Genomic DNA, 14,681 nt, shown 5'->3' on the forward strand with positions numbered 1-14,681 from the left:
CATCAGCTTTGATTGCTCTCTGGAAAGCCTTTTGTGAAGGTATGAGGCCGAAGTCGCTCGAAGCGGCGGCGTATCTTGCCGTAGCACTCGCAGGCTGCTCCTTCGAGGCCAGTCCGGTCTGTCACGGTGATGCCTCCTCGGCTTTGCTGAATCAGCCCTCTCTTGTGGAGCGCTCCCATGACAGTGCTGACGATGGAGCGCTGCACCCCAATGACCAGCGCCAGAAATTTGTGTAAGGGGGCCGCTCCCAGCCGGTCATGGCTGCTGAGAATTCAGCGGCAACACCGCGAGGGGTGTGAGATGCTGAAACATCACTGGCCGTGTCTCAGAACCTTCTGATCCCACTGGACCTTCGGCCTCAGTCGCCATCGACTGCCCTACATGTTGTCGAGGGTCGGCATCCCGCGATGCTCGATGGTCTCTTGGGCCATGGGGAGGATCAAATTGATAACTCGGTCGTATCTGAAGTAGAGGGCAGACCGAATAGGCGGTTCACCGCCGACAGCAAGTAGTTTGAGAAGCAGGACACTACCATACGCGTTGTCCCAAAGGTGCATTCCACTTTTGGGTTCGAAATATTAACCATTGTTCGGATAGATTGGCTGGAGACTGAGCCGAACCATCGTGCATTCACGTCAGTGCCGGGGCGGTAATCGGCGGCTCAGAATAGCGGTGGGGCGCAGACGGACCGCAAGGAACGTTCGCATGTGGTACCTGTTGCATGAAGCGTCGCAGTTTATGTTCTCCCCCGCTCGGATGATCGCCGATCTCACAAGGCTCACCTGCACTCATTCTCTCAACCCAGTGACCTACACTCCAGGCGGTCGCGCTCTGGTGGCTTCTTGTGAGTTGTTCGAGCGGGCCACTCGCTCTTATCCTAAACCCACCTTCAACCTTCCTGCGTCGGAACGAGTTGTGTGGCAGCAGCCCTTCTGCCGGGTGATCGCCTTCGGGCCACCATCGAGCAAGCCCAAAGTGTTGATTGTCGCTCCGATGTCAGGCCACAACGCCACGCTGCTGCGCGGCACAGTGGCGGCGTTCCTCGACAGCGATCAGGTGTTCATCACCGACTGGAATGATGCCAAGCAGGTGTCTTTGTCCGAGGGCCAGTTCGATCTCTCGGATTACGTGGACTACTGCATCAGCATGTTCGCGACGCTGGGACCAGACCTGCACGTGATGGCGGTGTGCCAACCCGCTGTGCCAGTCCTGGCAGCGATAGCTCTTATGGAGGCTGAAGAGCATCCACAGGTGCCCCACTCGGTCACACTCCTGGGTGGACCTATCGACACCCGGAAGACCCCTACCGCAGTCAATAGCTTCGCCCAGACACGCGACATCCCTTGGTTCAAGCGTCACTGCATCCACCCTGTGCCAGACCGGTTCCGGGGCCGGGGACGGCTGGTCTATCCAGGGTTCATGCAACTCTGCGGATTCATGGCGATGAACCCGGACCGCCATTTCTCAGCCCATTGGGAGATGTTCAATCACCTCGTCGAAGGCGACGGTGACTCGGCGGAAAAGCACCGCGAGTTCTATGATGAGTATCTGGCCGTCATGGACTTGTCTGCCGAATATTACCTCCAGACGCTGGAGACAGTGTTCATCGACCATCTGCTGCCCAGAGGGCTGATGCGGCACCGGGGCCGACCGGTGGACCTGAAGGCGATCCACCGCTGTGCTGTCATGACCATCGAGGGGGAGAAGGACGACATCACCGGACGCGGCCAGACGGTTGCAGCGCTCGATCTTTCGTCGAACCTGTCGCCTGGGAAGAAGGAGCACCATCTTCAAGCGGGGGTCGGGCATTATGGCGTCTTCAACGGCTCTCGCTTCCGTTTGGAGATCGCTCCGCGCATCAAAGCGTTCATGACACGGCATGCGGCAAGCAGGCCACTTAGTTCTTGCAGATCGCCCACGCGCGTCTGTTCAAAGTCCAGAGAGGTTCAAGCGACGATCTCCAGCCTGTAGCGGCATTCATCCCATCAATGAGCCGCGTGAACTGGTCGTTCAAAGCCTCACGGATTTGAGCAAATGTCTTCCAACGTCATGATCCTGACCATCGAGCAATGGAGATTAGCAAGGCGCTGCACATATGGCTCCCGGTCCCGTTGACGGCGCTCCTCAAGCTGAGCAGCAACTGTGTCCGTCCATGAGAAAACCCTGGTGCCATTCAAAGCAAACCAGGGTTCTTTTCGACCCATCCCTGTCGGTACACGCAGCAATGGCTATGTCGTTGTGCAGGGTAATTTCGATTCTGGCTCTCCTTTTCCGGCGAGCTACAAGAGAAACGCCAGAGCAACCGTCAATGTTCCACTCAGGGATTTGCTTACGGGAAGAGCAGAACCTCATCGCCGGGAATATGGTGGAAGCCAAGTAGGCGCGATCACCCTGGGTTTCCACGATCCGGCATGGATTCGCCCGTTGGTCTCCTGGACGGGGATAAATGATTGCTGCACAGGATCAAACATCGTTGACCGAGCCACGATGGACGGCTTTCGGCGATCTCTCCCTCCGAGGGCGGGAGACTGAAAGGGGGTACTACCGATCCTGAGATAATCCAGGGCCGCAATCGCCGTACGGGCTTGTCACGGTAGCAGTCTGTTACCAGTCGCGTGAGCGGTGCCTGCATGCGCCCTGGATACCAAGACGAGCCATCCCTCTTGGCAAGCTCCTCGGTAACCACTTCGATTTCCTCATCGGTCATGGTGCGTGGCCCTGCGACGGATGGAGCAGCCTACTGCGAGAATTGGCGGATACGCTCTTGCAGGATGGCAAGTTGCTGAAGGTAAGGCTCGCGCCGCTGGTGATGGTGCTGCTTGAGCTTCTCCAGCAGGCGTATCTTGAGGTTCATATCCATCGCGCGGCAATTGACGTTGTCGCGCTCGCGCTCGTGTTCAAAGTCGATATCAGCCAAAGTCGCCAAGAGCGACTGGAGCAAGGGCTGGAGATCAGAAGAATACATCCTCGGCTGAGCAGATCGTGCGGAGTAAGGTTTGTTGTCGGCCATTGTTTTCCTCCCTGTATCTTGACGTACAGAGCAGGGACGATGTTGGGATGTGTTTGATTCGTCTGTTCGCAATCTAACAGAACGGGCAGTTTTTATTGATCTATGTTAATATCTACACCACACGATAGCCTTATTCATGCCACGGTTGAGCCAACATCTTCATCGACTGGAGGGTAAGTGTGGGGCAGCAGACGCTCGTAGCTGCGGCGGATTTTGCCGTAGCATTCGCAAGCCGCTTCTTCGAGACCAGCCCGATCCGTGATGACAATGCCGCCCCTGCGCTGGCGGATCAGGCCCGCGTTCTGGAGCGTGCGCAGAACGATGCTGACGCTCGGGCGCTGCGTCCCCAGCATCTCGGCCAAGAACTCGTGCGTGAGCGGCAGCGTGTCCTGCTCGACTCGATCATGCGTGCTGAGGAGCCAGCGGCAGCAGCGGGCTTCGACATTGTGAACCGCATTGCAGGTGACGATCTGGAAGGTCTGCGCCAGCAGCGCCTCGGTGAAGCGGTACAGCAGCAGGCGCATGCGCGGGGAGGCATTGACCGCCTCGCGCACCCACTCGATCTCGACCCGCGAGGCCGTGCCGGGAATCTGCACGATGTAGCGCCCGAAGGACTCGCGGGTAAACAGGGCGCTAATCAGACCGAACACGCCCTCCCGCCCGAAGATCGCTACCTCGACCGAGCCGCCGTCATCCAGCACATTGACCAGCGACACGACAGCATCATGCGGGAAATAGGTGTAGCAGATGGTTTCGCCTGCCTCGTAGAGCACCTGCCTTCGGTGCAGAGTTATGATCTCCAGGTGCGGTAAGAGGTAAGCAAAGTCCTTGGGCTCCAGCGTCGCCAGGAGGCGGTTCGCCCGATGCGTCGCTGTGTTGGACAGATGTGCCATGGCTTACCGCCGCCGTGTTACAGCCGTCTCAGCCAAGCTGGTGATCACGGCAACCTGCGTGATCCAGGTAAGCTGCTCTGAGACGGCTCGGTTTGCTGCTCACCAGCCCCAGTAGGGCGGCACTTTCCAATGGTCATGCAGGTCCTGCTCCCGCCTGCGGTCCCGCCAGTCCTTTTTATCCTCGGAGACCACGGGAGCCCTGGTCAGTTCCTCTGGCGTGATGTCAGTGCGGAAGCCGCCAAGCTGGGTGTCGTATTTGAGCTTCTCCCATGGAATTGTGTGCTCCTGGCAGCCGATCCCCAGGAAACCGCCAAAGCTCATTCTGCTGCCTGGGTCATGACAAACCCTCCTGCGCAGAATGGGCCATAGAACCAACCCAACTCAGATCGGGCAAGTTCCGCCGAGCCTCGCTTTGTGCTCGTTCGAGAGGGTGAACTCAGCTACCCGTGGCGGTTCGCCTTGTGCCGCTTCGGTGCAGGCGCAGCGGCAGGCTTCGCAGTGATGCTCCAATGACCCTGACGCCATTCCCACCAGATACGCCCCGTGCCGATATCGGTGACACAGCAGGGCATGGTGTTCGTGGTGTTCTCGGGCATCCACAGCCCCTCCGTGTTCGCGCATGGGCTTCGGATCAGTCGCTGTCAGGGGTACGGTCCGGTGCCGGAATATCGCCATCACCAAAGCCGCGCCGTCCGTGGAGCTTGACCTTCGCGCTCGATGTGGGACGGTCTTCCAGCATCCGCACGGCTTTCCAGACCGAGTTTACAACCCTCTGAATGGGGCTAAGCGGCATCTTGCTCATGATCGGTTCGCCTTCCCTAGAGGGTCGTCCGCTTGCGGGTAAAATACCAAACCGCAGCGGCGATCACGATGGCCAGCAGAAGAACCCACCACCACGTGGCGATCCCGCCCGCAGGTGGTGTCGCCGCATCGCCAGGAGGCGTTGCTGGGGTGGATGTCTGAGCCAAAGCCAACGATGATGAGAGTGCAAGCAGGATAGTCCCGGCGAGCGAGGCAGGTAGAACATGGCGCATGGGTTCCTCCTTGGCTTCCTCTCCAATGAGCATTGGAAGGTCACGACGCTAATGATGGAAGATCATCCGATCCATCAGATGCTGTAGCTCGGTCAGCTTCTGAACATAGGGATTACGCTCGCGCTGGAAGCGCTCTGCAAGTTGGGCAGCGAACCGCGTCTTGATGGCCTCGGGGCCTACCCTTCCCTGAAGCTGCTCCTGGTCACTTTGGTAGCGAAGTTCGATATCCGCCAGAACCGCCAGGGTGCTCTGAAGCTGGGGCAGTAGGTCGGCGGGATACCAGGGACATTGCATCGCCGAGGCGGAAGCCTGTCGCACGACAGAGGTACGCGGAATTGAACACCCTCCCTCTTCTCAGAATGAAGGGGAGCATAGCAGCATTCGGGTCAGAGGTAACTCGGATATCGGATAAAGGACCGAGAGTGATCAGGTTTTGAGGCTTTGATCATTGGCTCGTCTGCGAGGAAACCGGAGTGGTATCCTGAGCCTCACGGTCAACGCTCCATGATCGTCCACGCCTGCTGACGCTCATAGCTCCTGCTGGATGACATTCTGCCCATCAAAATACGCCTGGATGATCCCGCTATCCTCCTCGCGTGAGGCGACATTCAGTGAGCTTGATGCGCCATCGGCAATGAGCTTTCCAGCTTCCAGAGAGACGCGACCGGCACTCACCACCGTGGCCGGAACAGAGTGGGCCATGTGAGAGTGCTGCATGAACTCGGGAAAAAGCAGCGGGAGCAACTCGCCGCCGTCGAGTCTCAGCATGACATACTTCAAAGGCATAGAACCCTCTCATTGACGCCACGGCGATAGTCTTCCTACTTTAGATACGACCCCTTCTGGGAAATACGGAGGCTGCACCTATGTGGGCCGCTTTATCGCCGAAAGGTTATTCCTATGTTTGAGAAGAAGCAGAGCTACACACCCACAGAATCCCAACGGGCCTATAAACAACTGGATCAGCTTGTCGCCAAGAGGAACATCAACCTGCGACAGGCCAGTGCCCAACGGCGATACATTGCCAGCCGCGTTCAGGTCACGCTGAAACCATCCTATACCACACAGGCGGCACGGCGGGCCAAAGCCGAGATCGTGAAGCTGACCGAGGCTGGCACGATCACGATGAAGTCAGCAGCGGCGTACCGGGCGCATATCACCAAGCGTACTCAGGGCGCTTAATAATAAGGCGCGAGTTCGGCACAAACCTTCAACCGGCCATCTACGCTGGTCTTACCGGAGTGATTTAAGGTAGACGGCAAAAGTGCCTCATAGGTGCCGAACCCCCAATACAGACCAGCGGCAGCTTAATTCTCAATCTGCTCCCGTCGTGCGAGCCGCTCCACAAGCTCTGTCAATCGGGCTGAGAGGGGAGTCTCGACCGGATCGTAGGCAGCCCGTAGTCGCTCCCCCAGCCATTTAAGGTCACTGGGGGCAAGCGACTGATTCAGCGTAGCGGGGCTGGAGGAGACAGGGTGATTGCCGGGGCATCGGTCTAGGGCGGAGCTTGCATTGAGACACTCTTGTTGACGGCACCGAGGTGCCGGTAAATGCCCCTATATTCTCGCCCTTGTTCAGGGTCGCTATTGTGCAATGCAGCGAGATTTTGTGGCAATTGTGCGGACAGGATGTTAAGCATCTCGTGCGGCATCACCCCTTGTTGGCCGGGGAGCAGGCCCCTGACCGCTCGCTCGGTTGCAAGGTTAGTGCCTGATCTTCAAGTTCTCCACGCTCTCAATCGCCGCCGGTCGCCCCACTCCAAGCTCCTGCGATACTGTGGTATTTAGTGGCCTCGAAAGAGGAGATCATTATGGATGAAGACCACTTCAACATGGCCGTCCGCAAGTTCCTAAAGGAAGTGGGAGTAACGTCGCAGCGCGAGATCGAGCGGATTGTACGTGAGGGAGCCATGAAAGGAGCGAGCCTGCGGCTTCGCATGACCCTGACTTCAGACGATGAGCCCGCGCTAAAGCATGTCGTCGAAACGATCATCGAACTCCGCTAACTCGTCCTCTACTGGTCCTCATCGAAGTAGGATCGTGACAACAGCAATATCCATCTGCCGTCCGTTATCGGAGCGCTGGCAGTTAGCGTCTCCCGCCTTGGCTGGTCAGCTTCGACTTGGAGATTTCTGAAAGCGCGACTGTCAGGACATGTTGATTGGCACGGTCCCTGATCTCGAAACTCCAATCGTGCCGATCCTCGCCTTTTTGATCACCTTTCGCGATCATGTCGCGGGCCTTGGCGAGTGCGTCTGCACGGGCGGCTTGGAGACCGGGATGCGTCTCACCCTCTGAGTCCTCAATAACGCCGCTCCGGGTCCCGATGTTGAAGTAGTGCAACGCCGGTTGGGTCGCCTGCGTGGGCCCGGGATGCGGCTCGTGGGAAGGATGCCCGGAGCGCGGCGCACCGCCTTCGTCGTCCCATCGTCTAAGATCGTCACGCTGGCCCGGTCGTTTCGGAGCCTTGCTCATGCTCGCATCAAACGACGGTGAGCAGCCTTTTTGATGTCAATCAAACCTCGAACGATCTGAGTCGTCGCGAGGCCCTTGCTGATTCTCCAGCACCAAAGCGGCGTTTGCTCCCAGGCATCTTAAGCTGACACGGACATATCCTTGCCGCTGAGGACAGCGTATATTTCCATGAGATGCGGAGGGCCTGATGTTCAGAAGAATCAAGTCTTACGTTTCCTTTGAGAACGAAGCGCTCATTGTTGCTGGTCTCGCATTCTTGTTTTGTGGGGCTGTGATCATGGGTTTCATGTGATGCTCTCCCAAACCTTGATCGCGCTGCTCCTGATGGCTGCTGTTGTTCTGATCTACGTTTTCGCGATCAAGTCTGGGGAGTGAGAGAGCCGCTGATAGCGGAGACGGAATCTCAGATGCGCTGACCCGGAGGTGGCCCATGGCTTATCTGATGTTTCAATATGACCGTCCGACCGACACCCGGAACTGGAACAACTACAACCGACACGTTCAAGACTGGATCACCCAGCTTCTGAAAATGCCTGGGGCCATATCTTTCATGGCCTATCGCGCCGCTCATCAGAACAGCCCTGACACGTTCACCCTGCTGGAATTCCGCACCATGGAGGAGGCTCGGCAAGCCGCAGCGTCGGAACCGATGAAGCATGTTCTCGACGAGTTGCGGGCCTTTGGCGCGATGGCCAAGGTGCTGCTGGTTGAGCGCTCGCCGTTCACGCCCGAGCCCATCCTGGCTGAAATCCAGGATTCAGAGAGCGACCCAGGCACACCGGTTTGACGTTGTCGCCTTGCGCTTCTCGGTCACAGCCTACCGCTAATGCAGGTCAGTTCCCCTTGATGGAGTCAGCCTGCTGCTTCCACATGACCAATGGCCTGAAGCCGAGTGCCCATCGTGAACCGATCAAGGCTGACCAGCGGCAGATGGAGGAATGTGTCGATCCGGCTTTTCACGGCATGGAAGGCGCGAACAAAAGCTTGCTCCTTGTCGGCGTCGGAACCTTCGACAGCGACGGGATCGTCGATGGCCCAGTGCGCGATTGAGGGGTGTCCTGGCCAGACCGGACACGCCTCACCTGCCGCGCTGTCGCAGACGGTGAGCACAAAATCCATCACAGGCGCTTCCGGAGCCGCGAACTCATCCCAGCTTTTCGAGCGGATTCCGTTAGTTGGATAGCCGTGGTCACCCTGCACCTTCAGGGGCAGCGGGTTGACCGCGCCCTTCGGCTCGCTGCCTGCCGAGTAGGCTCTCAAGCGGCCCTCGCCGTCCTTGCGCAGGAGGCCTTCGGCTAAGACCGAGCGGGCAGAGTTGCTGGTGCAGAGGAACAGAACATTGTAGTTTCGCTCGGTCATGGGTGACCTTCCCGTGGCAGACATTGCGCCTCAGCCCCTTGGTCCGAAGCGCCAAGCTCCTCCGGTTGGCTGCGCTGTCTCCGCTACAAAGCAGGCGGATGCTTCCGCTTGGTGAAGGAGCGTGAGGGGGTGCCAGGGAACAGCGACACGTGCGTGTGCTGGGCGATCCACTCCTCGCCCGCAGCCTGCCGCCCGAGCACCATCGTCGCCCGTCCGGGCCGATCAAACGCTTTGCCGCTCTCAGTGTAGCCGGTGGACTCGAACACCGCCATGCCGACCGCCGTGAGGCGGTCGGCTGAGATGATGGTCCGCAGATCATCCAGACGCCGGCGGAACTGGTCGATATGGCTCCAGACGTGACGCCACTGCTCTTGCTCGGTTGCCTCGCGCCCAACAGTGAAGGCTGCGAAGGTCCCAAAGGTGATGATGTCGTCGGCGACGAGTGGGCGGGAACCGACGAAATCCACCGCCTGGATGCAGAGTTGGAGCTTCTGGAACCAGCGGCGGATCAAGGCGACATCACCATCTTGTTCAGCCATGACAGGCTCCAAAAGCCGAGGCTAGGTGACAGGCATGGTGCGCTTGCGTCGATAGGCGGTCAAGCAGCCCGCAGAAGCCAGTTTCGCGACCGAATAGGCTGGTTGAAAGGCAACCGTAGGTGTATGGTGAAGGTGGAGCGAGGCCATGATCACCGCCGCCCGCCAACACAGCCATCCCGCGCTCAAGGAGTCAGAGCGCAGCCGGTCGGCACGGCGCAAGCTGGCGCGGCTGCGGCACATTCATCCGCCCTCACATACGCAGCATCTTGCCCTTGTTGAGGAGGTCTGCGCGGGCCGTCGCTCAAAATACATGCGCGACCGCCTTCCCGCCTGTCTCCCCCACCTGCGAGCCTTTGCGCTGTCTCTGACCCGCGATCCGGTCCGGAGTGATGATCTCGTGCAGAGTACCCTCCTGCGGGCTTGGGCAAACCTGGATCACTTCCAGCACGACACCAATCTTGAAGCATGGCTGTTCACCATCCTGCGCAACAGCTTCTACTCAGAGCATCGTAAGTACAGACGGGAGGTCGAGGACCCGGACAGCAGCTTCGCCCAACGCCTGATGGTGCAGCCCGAGCAGGAATTCAGGATGTTTCTGGACGACGTTCAACGGGCATTGGTGCGCTTGCCGCTGGAGCAGCGCGAGGCTCTCCTCCTGGTGACTGAGCACGGCGAGACCTATGCGGATGTGGCGGCTCGCTGCGGTGTCGCGGAAGGCACGATCAAGAGCCGGGTGAACCGGGCTCGCACCCAGCTTGCCGCGATGTTGCAGATGGAGAACCGGCACGATCTCGGACCGGATCGGCTGATGCAAGCCGCCCTTCAACACTCGAACGCCGTAGCTTCCATGTGAAACCGTCCTTAGTTCCACCCGGAGTGGAGGAACACATGCCGACTTCAGAACCTAAGAAACCGGCGAAATCAGCCAAGGGTGTGGCCCAGGAGCAGACTTCTAACTTCCTCAAGCCGTTACAGCCCTCGCAGGAATTGGCTGCCATTGTCGGCTCGGCACCCCTGCCGCGCCCGGAGGTGGTGAGCAAGGTCTGGGAGTACATCAAGGCGCACAGGCTCCAGAACCCGCAGAACAAGCGCGAGATCATGGCGGACGAGAAGCTTCAGGCGGTGTTCGGCGGCAAGAACAAGGTGAGCATGTTCGAGATGAACAAGCACCTTGCCCAGCATCTCAAGTGAATTCTCTGAGCGGTGAGCAAAGCAAGCCTGCAAGAGGGGAACTACGTCGCAGCTTAATGGCTGAGCCGTTCTCTCAAGGCGGCGGCGTGGAGACGCTCGCGGAGCGCAGCTTGGCGCAGGTAATGGGCTGCGCAGCGAAGACGTGCAGCCTGTTCCACTCGCTTCTGATCAAGCAAGCGCTCGACCTTACGCTCCAGCCTCGCAACAGCACGCTCGCGACAGTCAGCCCAGTGCTCAAGCGCCTGCGCCTGCTGAGAGAGTTCTGGCTGTTGGCAGAGTTCGATCATCTGCACACACCAAATGGTGCCTTCGGACGAGAGGCAATCTGAACTGACCGCTGCAATCAAGGCTTCGAAGTTCATTCTCTTCACAACGGTCGAAACCGTAAGCTCGGCTTTGTGAACGGCATCACGGCTGGCGAGTTTAACCCTTCATAGGGTCGGAGGGTCGCACCCATGGCCGTGAAGTACGTTTTGATCTTCATCCTCAGCAGCGCAAACCCCACCGAACAACATATCGCTCAGGCTTGGGAGAAGCTGTTTTCAAGCTATGACGATTGCTTGAAACAGGCATCGAACCTTGAAATGCAAAATGCGGTTCTGAAGGATTGCAAGACTGTTGAGGTTCCGGGTGAGGGACCACCGAAGGAAGACGTTATGCTCACGCCGGAAGCGAGCGTACTTGAGGAACCCAACCCAGCCGCTACACCCGCACAGCCGCCGCAAAACGAGTAGCCAAGTCGAGCCTCGGATTTAAGTCACTAATTTCTGGCGCGAGAAAGGCTGACGCTCGGGGGCCGGTGGGGCTGTAGACATCGTGGGCGGGAATGAGACAATCATCCCTGACTGGACACCCTGCCCGACCGGCAGCAGAATTCCCTCTGGAACGGCACCGAGGGTCCCATGGATCGGCAGGAGCACAGGGTCGAGCGGCGGCTGGCGGCGATCTTCGCCGCCGACGTGGCAGGTTACTCGCGTCTAATTAGCCAGGATGAGGTCGGAACTCTTCGGACTCTAGCGACCTACCGTGAGATCACAGACAGGCTGATTGCCGAATATGGTGGTCGGATCGCCAATACGGCGGGCGATAGTGTTCTGGCCGAGTTCCCAAGCGCGGTGGATGCTGTTCAATGTGCTGTAGATATCCAGAACGCCCTCGCGCAAACGAGCCAGGACGCTCCCGAGGAATGCCACCTGCAATTCCGGATCGGGATTCACGTCGGTGACGTGATTGTCCGTGGCGGTGATCTGCTCGGCGACAGGGTGAACATAGCGGCGCGCCTTCAGGGGCTCGCTAACCCAGGAGGTATCTGCATTTCCGGAGCAGCGCACGATTATGTGCGCAAAACACTTTCGTTGTCGTTCACTGATCTTGGGCTTCAGCAGATGAAGAATATTGAGGAGCCTATCAGGGCGTACGCATTTCCAGCCGATTCCTCAGAACGCTCACCCACTGTGCCGAAGCCGCCTGCCACTCTCTCCGATAAGCCATCTCTCACTGTTCTCCCCTTCAAGAATTTTAGCGAAGATCGTGAACACCTTTACTTCGCAGAGGGCCTAAGAGATGACCTTATCGCCGCCCTCCTCCGCTTCTCCGGGCTTGTGATCATCCCAAGCAGTTCGCGCCCTGACCCACAACGGATCGGACATCCAGCGGCTGATCTAGGCGCAACCTACCTCCTGGAGGGAAGTGTCCGTCGTTCCGGCCATCATGGCCGCGTGACCGCTCAACTGACCGGCCCATCAGGGGAAGGTGTGTGGGCTGAGAAGTATGATTTCGAGTTGGATGATATTTTCACTGTTCAAGATGAACTGGCCCGGAGCATACCAGCGGCCCTGAAGATTGAGCTTGAAGGGCATGAGCGCTATCTCGCCTTAACCAAGCCGCCTGCAAACTTGGCTGCTTACGATTATTACCTTCGCGGACGCCACCTTGAGCGGAGCTTGGCCCAAGTTGATCGCCGTCGTGCCATCAGCATGTTCGTCAAAGCCATCGAGGTGGACCCTCAATACTCACGCGGATATCTCGGGCTGGCACGGACGAAAATCCTAAGCTTCCGGTGGAACGAACCGTCTGACCCAGCCACTGTGCTTGCCGAAGCGTTTGATGCTGCGGTCACAGCAACAACATTGGACCCGAATGACGCCGAGTGTCATTGGGCGTTGGGTCTAATCCATCTTTGGCGAAGAGAACCTGAGGAGGCGATAGCCTGTTATGAACGGGCTCGGTCCCTCAGCCCAAACCATGCTGATCTTCTCGGTGATATGTGTGATGCGCTTACATATGTTGGGCGACCACAGGAGGCCATTCAGGTTGGCGAATTGGCCCTGCATCTGAACCCCCATCAGCCAGACACATATCTTTGGAATGTTGCAGCCGGTTACTATCTCTGCGGGGATTACAAAGGGGCACTAGGATACCTCCAGCGGATGGCGCAGCCAGGACCCGCCTACCGCCTCTTCGCAGCTACGTACGCCCAGCTTGGACGGCTTGAAGATGCCAAACATGCGGTGGCGGAACTGTTAAAGATCAACCCAGCGTTCTCGATCAGTCGCTTTGCCGCCCAAGCGCCATACACCAACCCAAACGACCTTGCTCGATACGTGACTGGATTGCGATTGGCGGGTCTCCCCGAATAGGGTCAACGCCATCTAAATGTCTACCTGTGAGGATGACTTGAGCCATCCACAATGGATGATCGTTCCTTCAGAGCACGTAAAAGCGCTTCTCCCTTCCGTACCATATCCACGTACAGGCTCCGGGAGGCTGAGTTCGATATGACGAAGAACCTTTGCCGAGCCTCTGGCTGATTGCTGCAAACACGTGGGCTGGCGCTGCCCGTGGCTTTTGGACGGCAGAGATGCAGCGACAGCCGAAGGCAATGTTGAACGAGACAACGCGATCCAAGATTCGGCCCTCGACCAAGGGTCGGTCTTCCAAGAAAGCGGCGTCAGGGACGAGAAGGAGTACCAAAGGCTGATCTTGGCTCCATCTGGTTCTTGATCTTGCAGGCTATCAATAGGCTGGAACCAGCCGCTGTTCGACCAAGGGCGCGTCCATCCGAAACCGCAAGCCCTGCGGGTCATACTGGACCTCCACCTCGGCCTTGCACTGCATGGGCAGAATCCGCTGGAGGAGGGTTGTGCCAAACCCTTGGTGCTGCGGCTCGCTTACAATAGGACCGCCGAACTCCCTCCATTCCAGATGAAGCTTCCTGACCTCCTCGATCTGAGTCACACTCCATCGAACCTGGACGTGTCCGCCTGGGACCGACAGAGCCCCATAGCAGATGGCATTAGCGGTCAGTTCATGGAGTGCCATGCCAACCGGCACCGCCAGATCAGCCGATAGCTCCACGGGTGGACCAATCAACATGAAGCGAGGCTGTCGGCCCTCGGCAAACGGCTTGAGTTCGGTGAGAGCGATCCCCCGCAGCGGTGCGGTCTGCCAGTAATCCTCGGTCAGCAGGTTGTGGGTCTTTGCCAAAGAAACGATGCGGTTCGAGAATGAGCGGTAGAACTCGTCAAAGCTGCCGCTGGACCGACCCGTGGCTCCGACCAGCGCCTGAACCGTCGCCAAGGTGTTCTTCACCCGGTGATGAAGCTCTCTGACGAGAAGAGATTGCCGCTGCTCAAACCTGCGATTGGCCTCCAGCACATCATCCCGCTCGGCGATGGCGCGGCGCAGTTCCAGTTGCGACATCACCTGTCCCGCCAGCATCGTGAGGGTGGAAGCCTGCTCCTCCGTAAGGTCACGGGCCACGCGGTCGAACACGCATAGTGCTCCCAAAGGCACCCCATCCGGTGTTCGCAGCACCGCCCCGGCATAGAAGCGCAGGTGCGGCTCCTCTGTCACCAGCGGGTTGTGAGCGAAGCGAGGGTCCTCGGCTAGGTCTGGAACGATGGTCATTTCCGGCTCAAGCATGGCGCTGAGGCAGATCGAGCGGTCGAGAGGCGTCTCACGCACCCCGAGTCCCACCTCGGCCTTGAACCACTGCCTGCCTTCGTCGATGAGGCTGATCAGGGCAATGGGAGTCTGACAGGCACGGGCGGCAAGCTGCACCAGATCGTCGAACGCAGGTTCTGGCGGCGTGTCGAGAACCCGGTAGCTGCGCAGGGTTGCAAGCCGGTCATCTTCCGTCGAGACAGACTGCATTTTGTTGTCCACTACGCGCCACTTAC

General features: G+C 58.6%; 22 protein-coding genes. 9 read left to right on the top strand and 13 right to left on the bottom strand.

Annotated elements, in window-relative coordinates; translation table 11 throughout:
• Positions 1–2 precede the first annotated feature (2 nt).
• Positions 3–179 (bottom strand): hypothetical protein, encoded by a 177-nt coding sequence (locus BB934_RS50830; RefSeq protein WP_418294746.1) that lies wholly within the window; start codon positions 177–179, stop codon positions 3–5.
• A 526-nt stretch (positions 180–705) separates the two neighbouring features.
• On the opposite strand from BB934_RS50830, the gene BB934_RS03195 reads away from it, so the two are divergent.
• Positions 706–1,971: a polyhydroxyalkanoate depolymerase gene (locus BB934_RS03195; RefSeq protein ID WP_099508342.1), complete on the top strand. Its 1,266-nt coding sequence runs from the start codon at positions 706–708 to the stop codon at positions 1,969–1,971.
• 766 nt (positions 1,972–2,737) lie between these two features.
• Here BB934_RS03195 and BB934_RS03200 read toward each other — a convergent pair.
• From BB934_RS03200 to BB934_RS03220, 8 genes are all read right to left on the bottom strand, one after another.
• On the bottom strand, positions 2,738–3,010 hold the full coding sequence (locus tag BB934_RS03200; RefSeq protein WP_099508343.1) for a hypothetical protein: 273 nt from the start codon (positions 3,008–3,010) through the stop codon (positions 2,738–2,740).
• A 134-nt stretch (positions 3,011–3,144) separates the two neighbouring features.
• On the bottom strand, positions 3,145–3,903 hold the full coding sequence (locus BB934_RS03205) for a Crp/Fnr family transcriptional regulator (RefSeq protein WP_099508344.1): 759 nt from the start codon (positions 3,901–3,903) through the stop codon (positions 3,145–3,147).
• A gap of 99 nt (positions 3,904–4,002) precedes the next feature.
• Positions 4,003–4,224: a hypothetical protein gene (locus BB934_RS03210; RefSeq protein WP_099508345.1), complete on the bottom strand. Its 222-nt coding sequence runs from the start codon at positions 4,222–4,224 to the stop codon at positions 4,003–4,005.
• Positions 4,225–4,343: 119 nt separating this feature from the next.
• Positions 4,344–4,499, bottom strand: coding sequence for a hypothetical protein (locus BB934_RS46810; protein WP_157934001.1), 156 nt, complete (start codon positions 4,497–4,499; stop codon positions 4,344–4,346).
• 35 nt (positions 4,500–4,534) lie between these two features.
• Positions 4,535–4,705, bottom strand: a complete 171-nt coding sequence (locus tag BB934_RS46815) for a hypothetical protein (protein WP_157934002.1) — start codon at positions 4,703–4,705, stop codon at positions 4,535–4,537.
• A 16-nt stretch (positions 4,706–4,721) separates the two neighbouring features.
• The gene (locus BB934_RS46820; RefSeq protein WP_157934003.1) at positions 4,722–4,937 is read right to left on the bottom strand and encodes a hypothetical protein; all 216 of its coding nucleotides are present in this window, start codon (positions 4,935–4,937) and stop codon (positions 4,722–4,724) included.
• A gap of 48 nt (positions 4,938–4,985) precedes the next feature.
• Positions 4,986–5,255, bottom strand: a complete 270-nt coding sequence (locus BB934_RS03215; protein ID WP_099508346.1) for a hypothetical protein — start codon at positions 5,253–5,255, stop codon at positions 4,986–4,988.
• A gap of 210 nt (positions 5,256–5,465) precedes the next feature.
• Positions 5,466–5,705 (bottom strand): hypothetical protein, encoded by a 240-nt coding sequence (locus BB934_RS03220; RefSeq protein WP_157934004.1) that lies wholly within the window; start codon positions 5,703–5,705, stop codon positions 5,466–5,468.
• 132 nt (positions 5,706–5,837) lie between these two features.
• Here BB934_RS03220 and BB934_RS03225 point away from each other — a divergent pair, with 132 nt between their 5' ends.
• Both BB934_RS03225 and BB934_RS03230 read left to right on the top strand, forming a co-directional pair.
• Positions 5,838–6,119, top strand: a complete 282-nt coding sequence (locus tag BB934_RS03225) for a hypothetical protein (RefSeq protein WP_099508348.1) — start codon at positions 5,838–5,840, stop codon at positions 6,117–6,119.
• A gap of 628 nt (positions 6,120–6,747) precedes the next feature.
• The gene (locus tag BB934_RS03230) at positions 6,748–6,942 is read left to right on the top strand and encodes a DUF6494 family protein (protein WP_099508349.1); all 195 of its coding nucleotides are present in this window, start codon (positions 6,748–6,750) and stop codon (positions 6,940–6,942) included.
• 82 nt (positions 6,943–7,024) lie between these two features.
• Here the strand turns inward: BB934_RS03230 and BB934_RS03235 are convergent, their stop codons facing one another.
• Positions 7,025–7,411: a DUF6894 family protein gene (locus tag BB934_RS03235; protein WP_099508350.1), complete on the bottom strand. Its 387-nt coding sequence runs from the start codon at positions 7,409–7,411 to the stop codon at positions 7,025–7,027.
• Positions 7,412–7,841: 430 nt separating this feature from the next.
• Between BB934_RS03235 and BB934_RS03240 the strand changes: the two genes are divergently transcribed.
• The gene (locus BB934_RS03240) at positions 7,842–8,198 is read left to right on the top strand and encodes a DUF1330 domain-containing protein (RefSeq protein ID WP_099508351.1); all 357 of its coding nucleotides are present in this window, start codon (positions 7,842–7,844) and stop codon (positions 8,196–8,198) included.
• Positions 8,199–8,263: 65 nt separating this feature from the next.
• Here BB934_RS03240 and BB934_RS03245 read toward each other — a convergent pair whose 3' ends face one another.
• Together BB934_RS03245 and BB934_RS03250 are read right to left on the bottom strand one after the other, a co-directional pair.
• A complete protein-coding gene (locus BB934_RS03245) occupies positions 8,264–8,770 on the bottom strand; it encodes an arsenate reductase ArsC (RefSeq protein ID WP_099508352.1) in 507 nt (168 codons plus the stop codon).
• An 83-nt stretch (positions 8,771–8,853) separates the two neighbouring features.
• On the bottom strand, positions 8,854–9,309 hold the full coding sequence (locus BB934_RS03250; RefSeq protein WP_099508353.1) for a YybH family protein: 456 nt from the start codon (positions 9,307–9,309) through the stop codon (positions 8,854–8,856).
• Positions 9,310–9,454: 145 nt separating this feature from the next.
• Here BB934_RS03250 and BB934_RS03255 point away from each other — a divergent pair, with 145 nt between their 5' ends.
• The 5 genes from BB934_RS03255 to BB934_RS03275 all read left to right on the top strand — a co-directional run bounded on the left by BB934_RS03255 (position 9,455) and on the right by BB934_RS03275 (position 13,139).
• Positions 9,455–10,162, top strand: a complete 708-nt coding sequence (locus BB934_RS03255; RefSeq protein ID WP_237050162.1) for a sigma-70 family RNA polymerase sigma factor — start codon at positions 9,455–9,457, stop codon at positions 10,160–10,162.
• Positions 10,163–10,197: 35 nt separating this feature from the next.
• Complete coding sequence (locus BB934_RS03260; RefSeq protein WP_099508354.1) at positions 10,198–10,500, top strand: SWIB/MDM2 domain-containing protein; 303 nt, start codon at positions 10,198–10,200, stop codon at positions 10,498–10,500.
• 56 nt (positions 10,501–10,556) lie between these two features.
• Positions 10,557–10,829 carry a hypothetical protein gene (locus tag BB934_RS03265; protein WP_099508355.1) on the top strand — a complete coding sequence of 91 codons (273 nt, stop codon included), beginning with the start codon at positions 10,557–10,559 and terminating at the stop codon, positions 10,827–10,829.
• A gap of 126 nt (positions 10,830–10,955) precedes the next feature.
• On the top strand, positions 10,956–11,234 hold the full coding sequence (locus BB934_RS03270; RefSeq protein ID WP_099508356.1) for a hypothetical protein: 279 nt from the start codon (positions 10,956–10,958) through the stop codon (positions 11,232–11,234).
• Positions 11,235–11,402: 168 nt separating this feature from the next.
• Positions 11,403–13,139 (top strand): adenylate/guanylate cyclase domain-containing protein, encoded by a 1,737-nt coding sequence (locus BB934_RS03275; RefSeq protein ID WP_099508357.1) that lies wholly within the window; start codon positions 11,403–11,405, stop codon positions 13,137–13,139.
• Between the two features lie 376 nt (positions 13,140–13,515).
• Here BB934_RS03275 and BB934_RS03280 read toward each other — a convergent pair whose 3' ends face one another.
• Positions 13,516–14,655: a sensor histidine kinase gene (locus BB934_RS03280; RefSeq protein ID WP_237050163.1), complete on the bottom strand. Its 1,140-nt coding sequence runs from the start codon at positions 14,653–14,655 to the stop codon at positions 13,516–13,518.
• Positions 14,656–14,681: the final 26 nt, after the last annotated feature.

It is taken from the genome of Microvirga ossetica (assembly GCF_002741015.1).
In the GTDB taxonomy this organism is placed as follows: domain Bacteria; phylum Pseudomonadota; class Alphaproteobacteria; order Rhizobiales; family Beijerinckiaceae; genus Microvirga; species Microvirga ossetica.

What these genes read in the sequence shown, in the direction of transcription:
- BB934_RS50830 (WP_418294746.1), bottom strand. Translation starts at nt 179, where the DNA reads ATGGGAGCGCTCCACAAGAGAGGGCTGATTCAGCAAAGCCGAGGAGGC.
- BB934_RS03195 (WP_099508342.1), top strand. Translation starts at nt 706, where the DNA reads ATGTGGTACCTGTTGCATGAAGCGTCGCAGTTTATGTTCTCCCCCGCT.
- BB934_RS03200 (WP_099508343.1), bottom strand. Translation starts at nt 3,010, where the DNA reads ATGGCCGACAACAAACCTTACTCCGCACGATCTGCTCAGCCGAGGATG.
- BB934_RS03205 (WP_099508344.1), bottom strand. Translation starts at nt 3,903, where the DNA reads ATGGCACATCTGTCCAACACAGCGACGCATCGGGCGAACCGCCTCCTG.
- BB934_RS03210 (WP_099508345.1), bottom strand. Translation starts at nt 4,224, where the DNA reads ATGAGCTTTGGCGGTTTCCTGGGGATCGGCTGCCAGGAGCACACAATT.
- BB934_RS46810 (WP_157934001.1), bottom strand. Translation starts at nt 4,499, where the DNA reads ATGCCCGAGAACACCACGAACACCATGCCCTGCTGTGTCACCGATATC.
- BB934_RS46815 (WP_157934002.1), bottom strand. Translation starts at nt 4,705, where the DNA reads ATGAGCAAGATGCCGCTTAGCCCCATTCAGAGGGTTGTAAACTCGGTC.
- BB934_RS46820 (WP_157934003.1), bottom strand. Translation starts at nt 4,937, where the DNA reads ATGCGCCATGTTCTACCTGCCTCGCTCGCCGGGACTATCCTGCTTGCA.
- BB934_RS03220 (WP_157934004.1), bottom strand. Translation starts at nt 5,705, where the DNA reads ATGCTGAGACTCGACGGCGGCGAGTTGCTCCCGCTGCTTTTTCCCGAG.
- BB934_RS03225 (WP_099508348.1), top strand. Translation starts at nt 5,838, where the DNA reads ATGTTTGAGAAGAAGCAGAGCTACACACCCACAGAATCCCAACGGGCC.
- BB934_RS03230 (WP_099508349.1), top strand. Translation starts at nt 6,748, where the DNA reads ATGGATGAAGACCACTTCAACATGGCCGTCCGCAAGTTCCTAAAGGAA.
- BB934_RS03235 (WP_099508350.1), bottom strand. Translation starts at nt 7,411, where the DNA reads ATGAGCAAGGCTCCGAAACGACCGGGCCAGCGTGACGATCTTAGACGA.
- BB934_RS03240 (WP_099508351.1), top strand. Translation starts at nt 7,842, where the DNA reads ATGGCTTATCTGATGTTTCAATATGACCGTCCGACCGACACCCGGAAC.
- BB934_RS03245 (WP_099508352.1), bottom strand. Translation starts at nt 8,770, where the DNA reads ATGACCGAGCGAAACTACAATGTTCTGTTCCTCTGCACCAGCAACTCT.
- BB934_RS03250 (WP_099508353.1), bottom strand. Translation starts at nt 9,309, where the DNA reads ATGGCTGAACAAGATGGTGATGTCGCCTTGATCCGCCGCTGGTTCCAG.
- BB934_RS03255 (WP_237050162.1), top strand. Translation starts at nt 9,455, where the DNA reads ATGATCACCGCCGCCCGCCAACACAGCCATCCCGCGCTCAAGGAGTCA.
- BB934_RS03260 (WP_099508354.1), top strand. Translation starts at nt 10,198, where the DNA reads ATGCCGACTTCAGAACCTAAGAAACCGGCGAAATCAGCCAAGGGTGTG.
- BB934_RS03265 (WP_099508355.1), top strand. Translation starts at nt 10,557, where the DNA reads ATGGCTGAGCCGTTCTCTCAAGGCGGCGGCGTGGAGACGCTCGCGGAG.
- BB934_RS03270 (WP_099508356.1), top strand. Translation starts at nt 10,956, where the DNA reads ATGGCCGTGAAGTACGTTTTGATCTTCATCCTCAGCAGCGCAAACCCC.
- BB934_RS03275 (WP_099508357.1), top strand. Translation starts at nt 11,403, where the DNA reads ATGGATCGGCAGGAGCACAGGGTCGAGCGGCGGCTGGCGGCGATCTTC.
- BB934_RS03280 (WP_237050163.1), bottom strand. Translation starts at nt 14,655, where the DNA reads ATGCAGTCTGTCTCGACGGAAGATGACCGGCTTGCAACCCTGCGCAGC.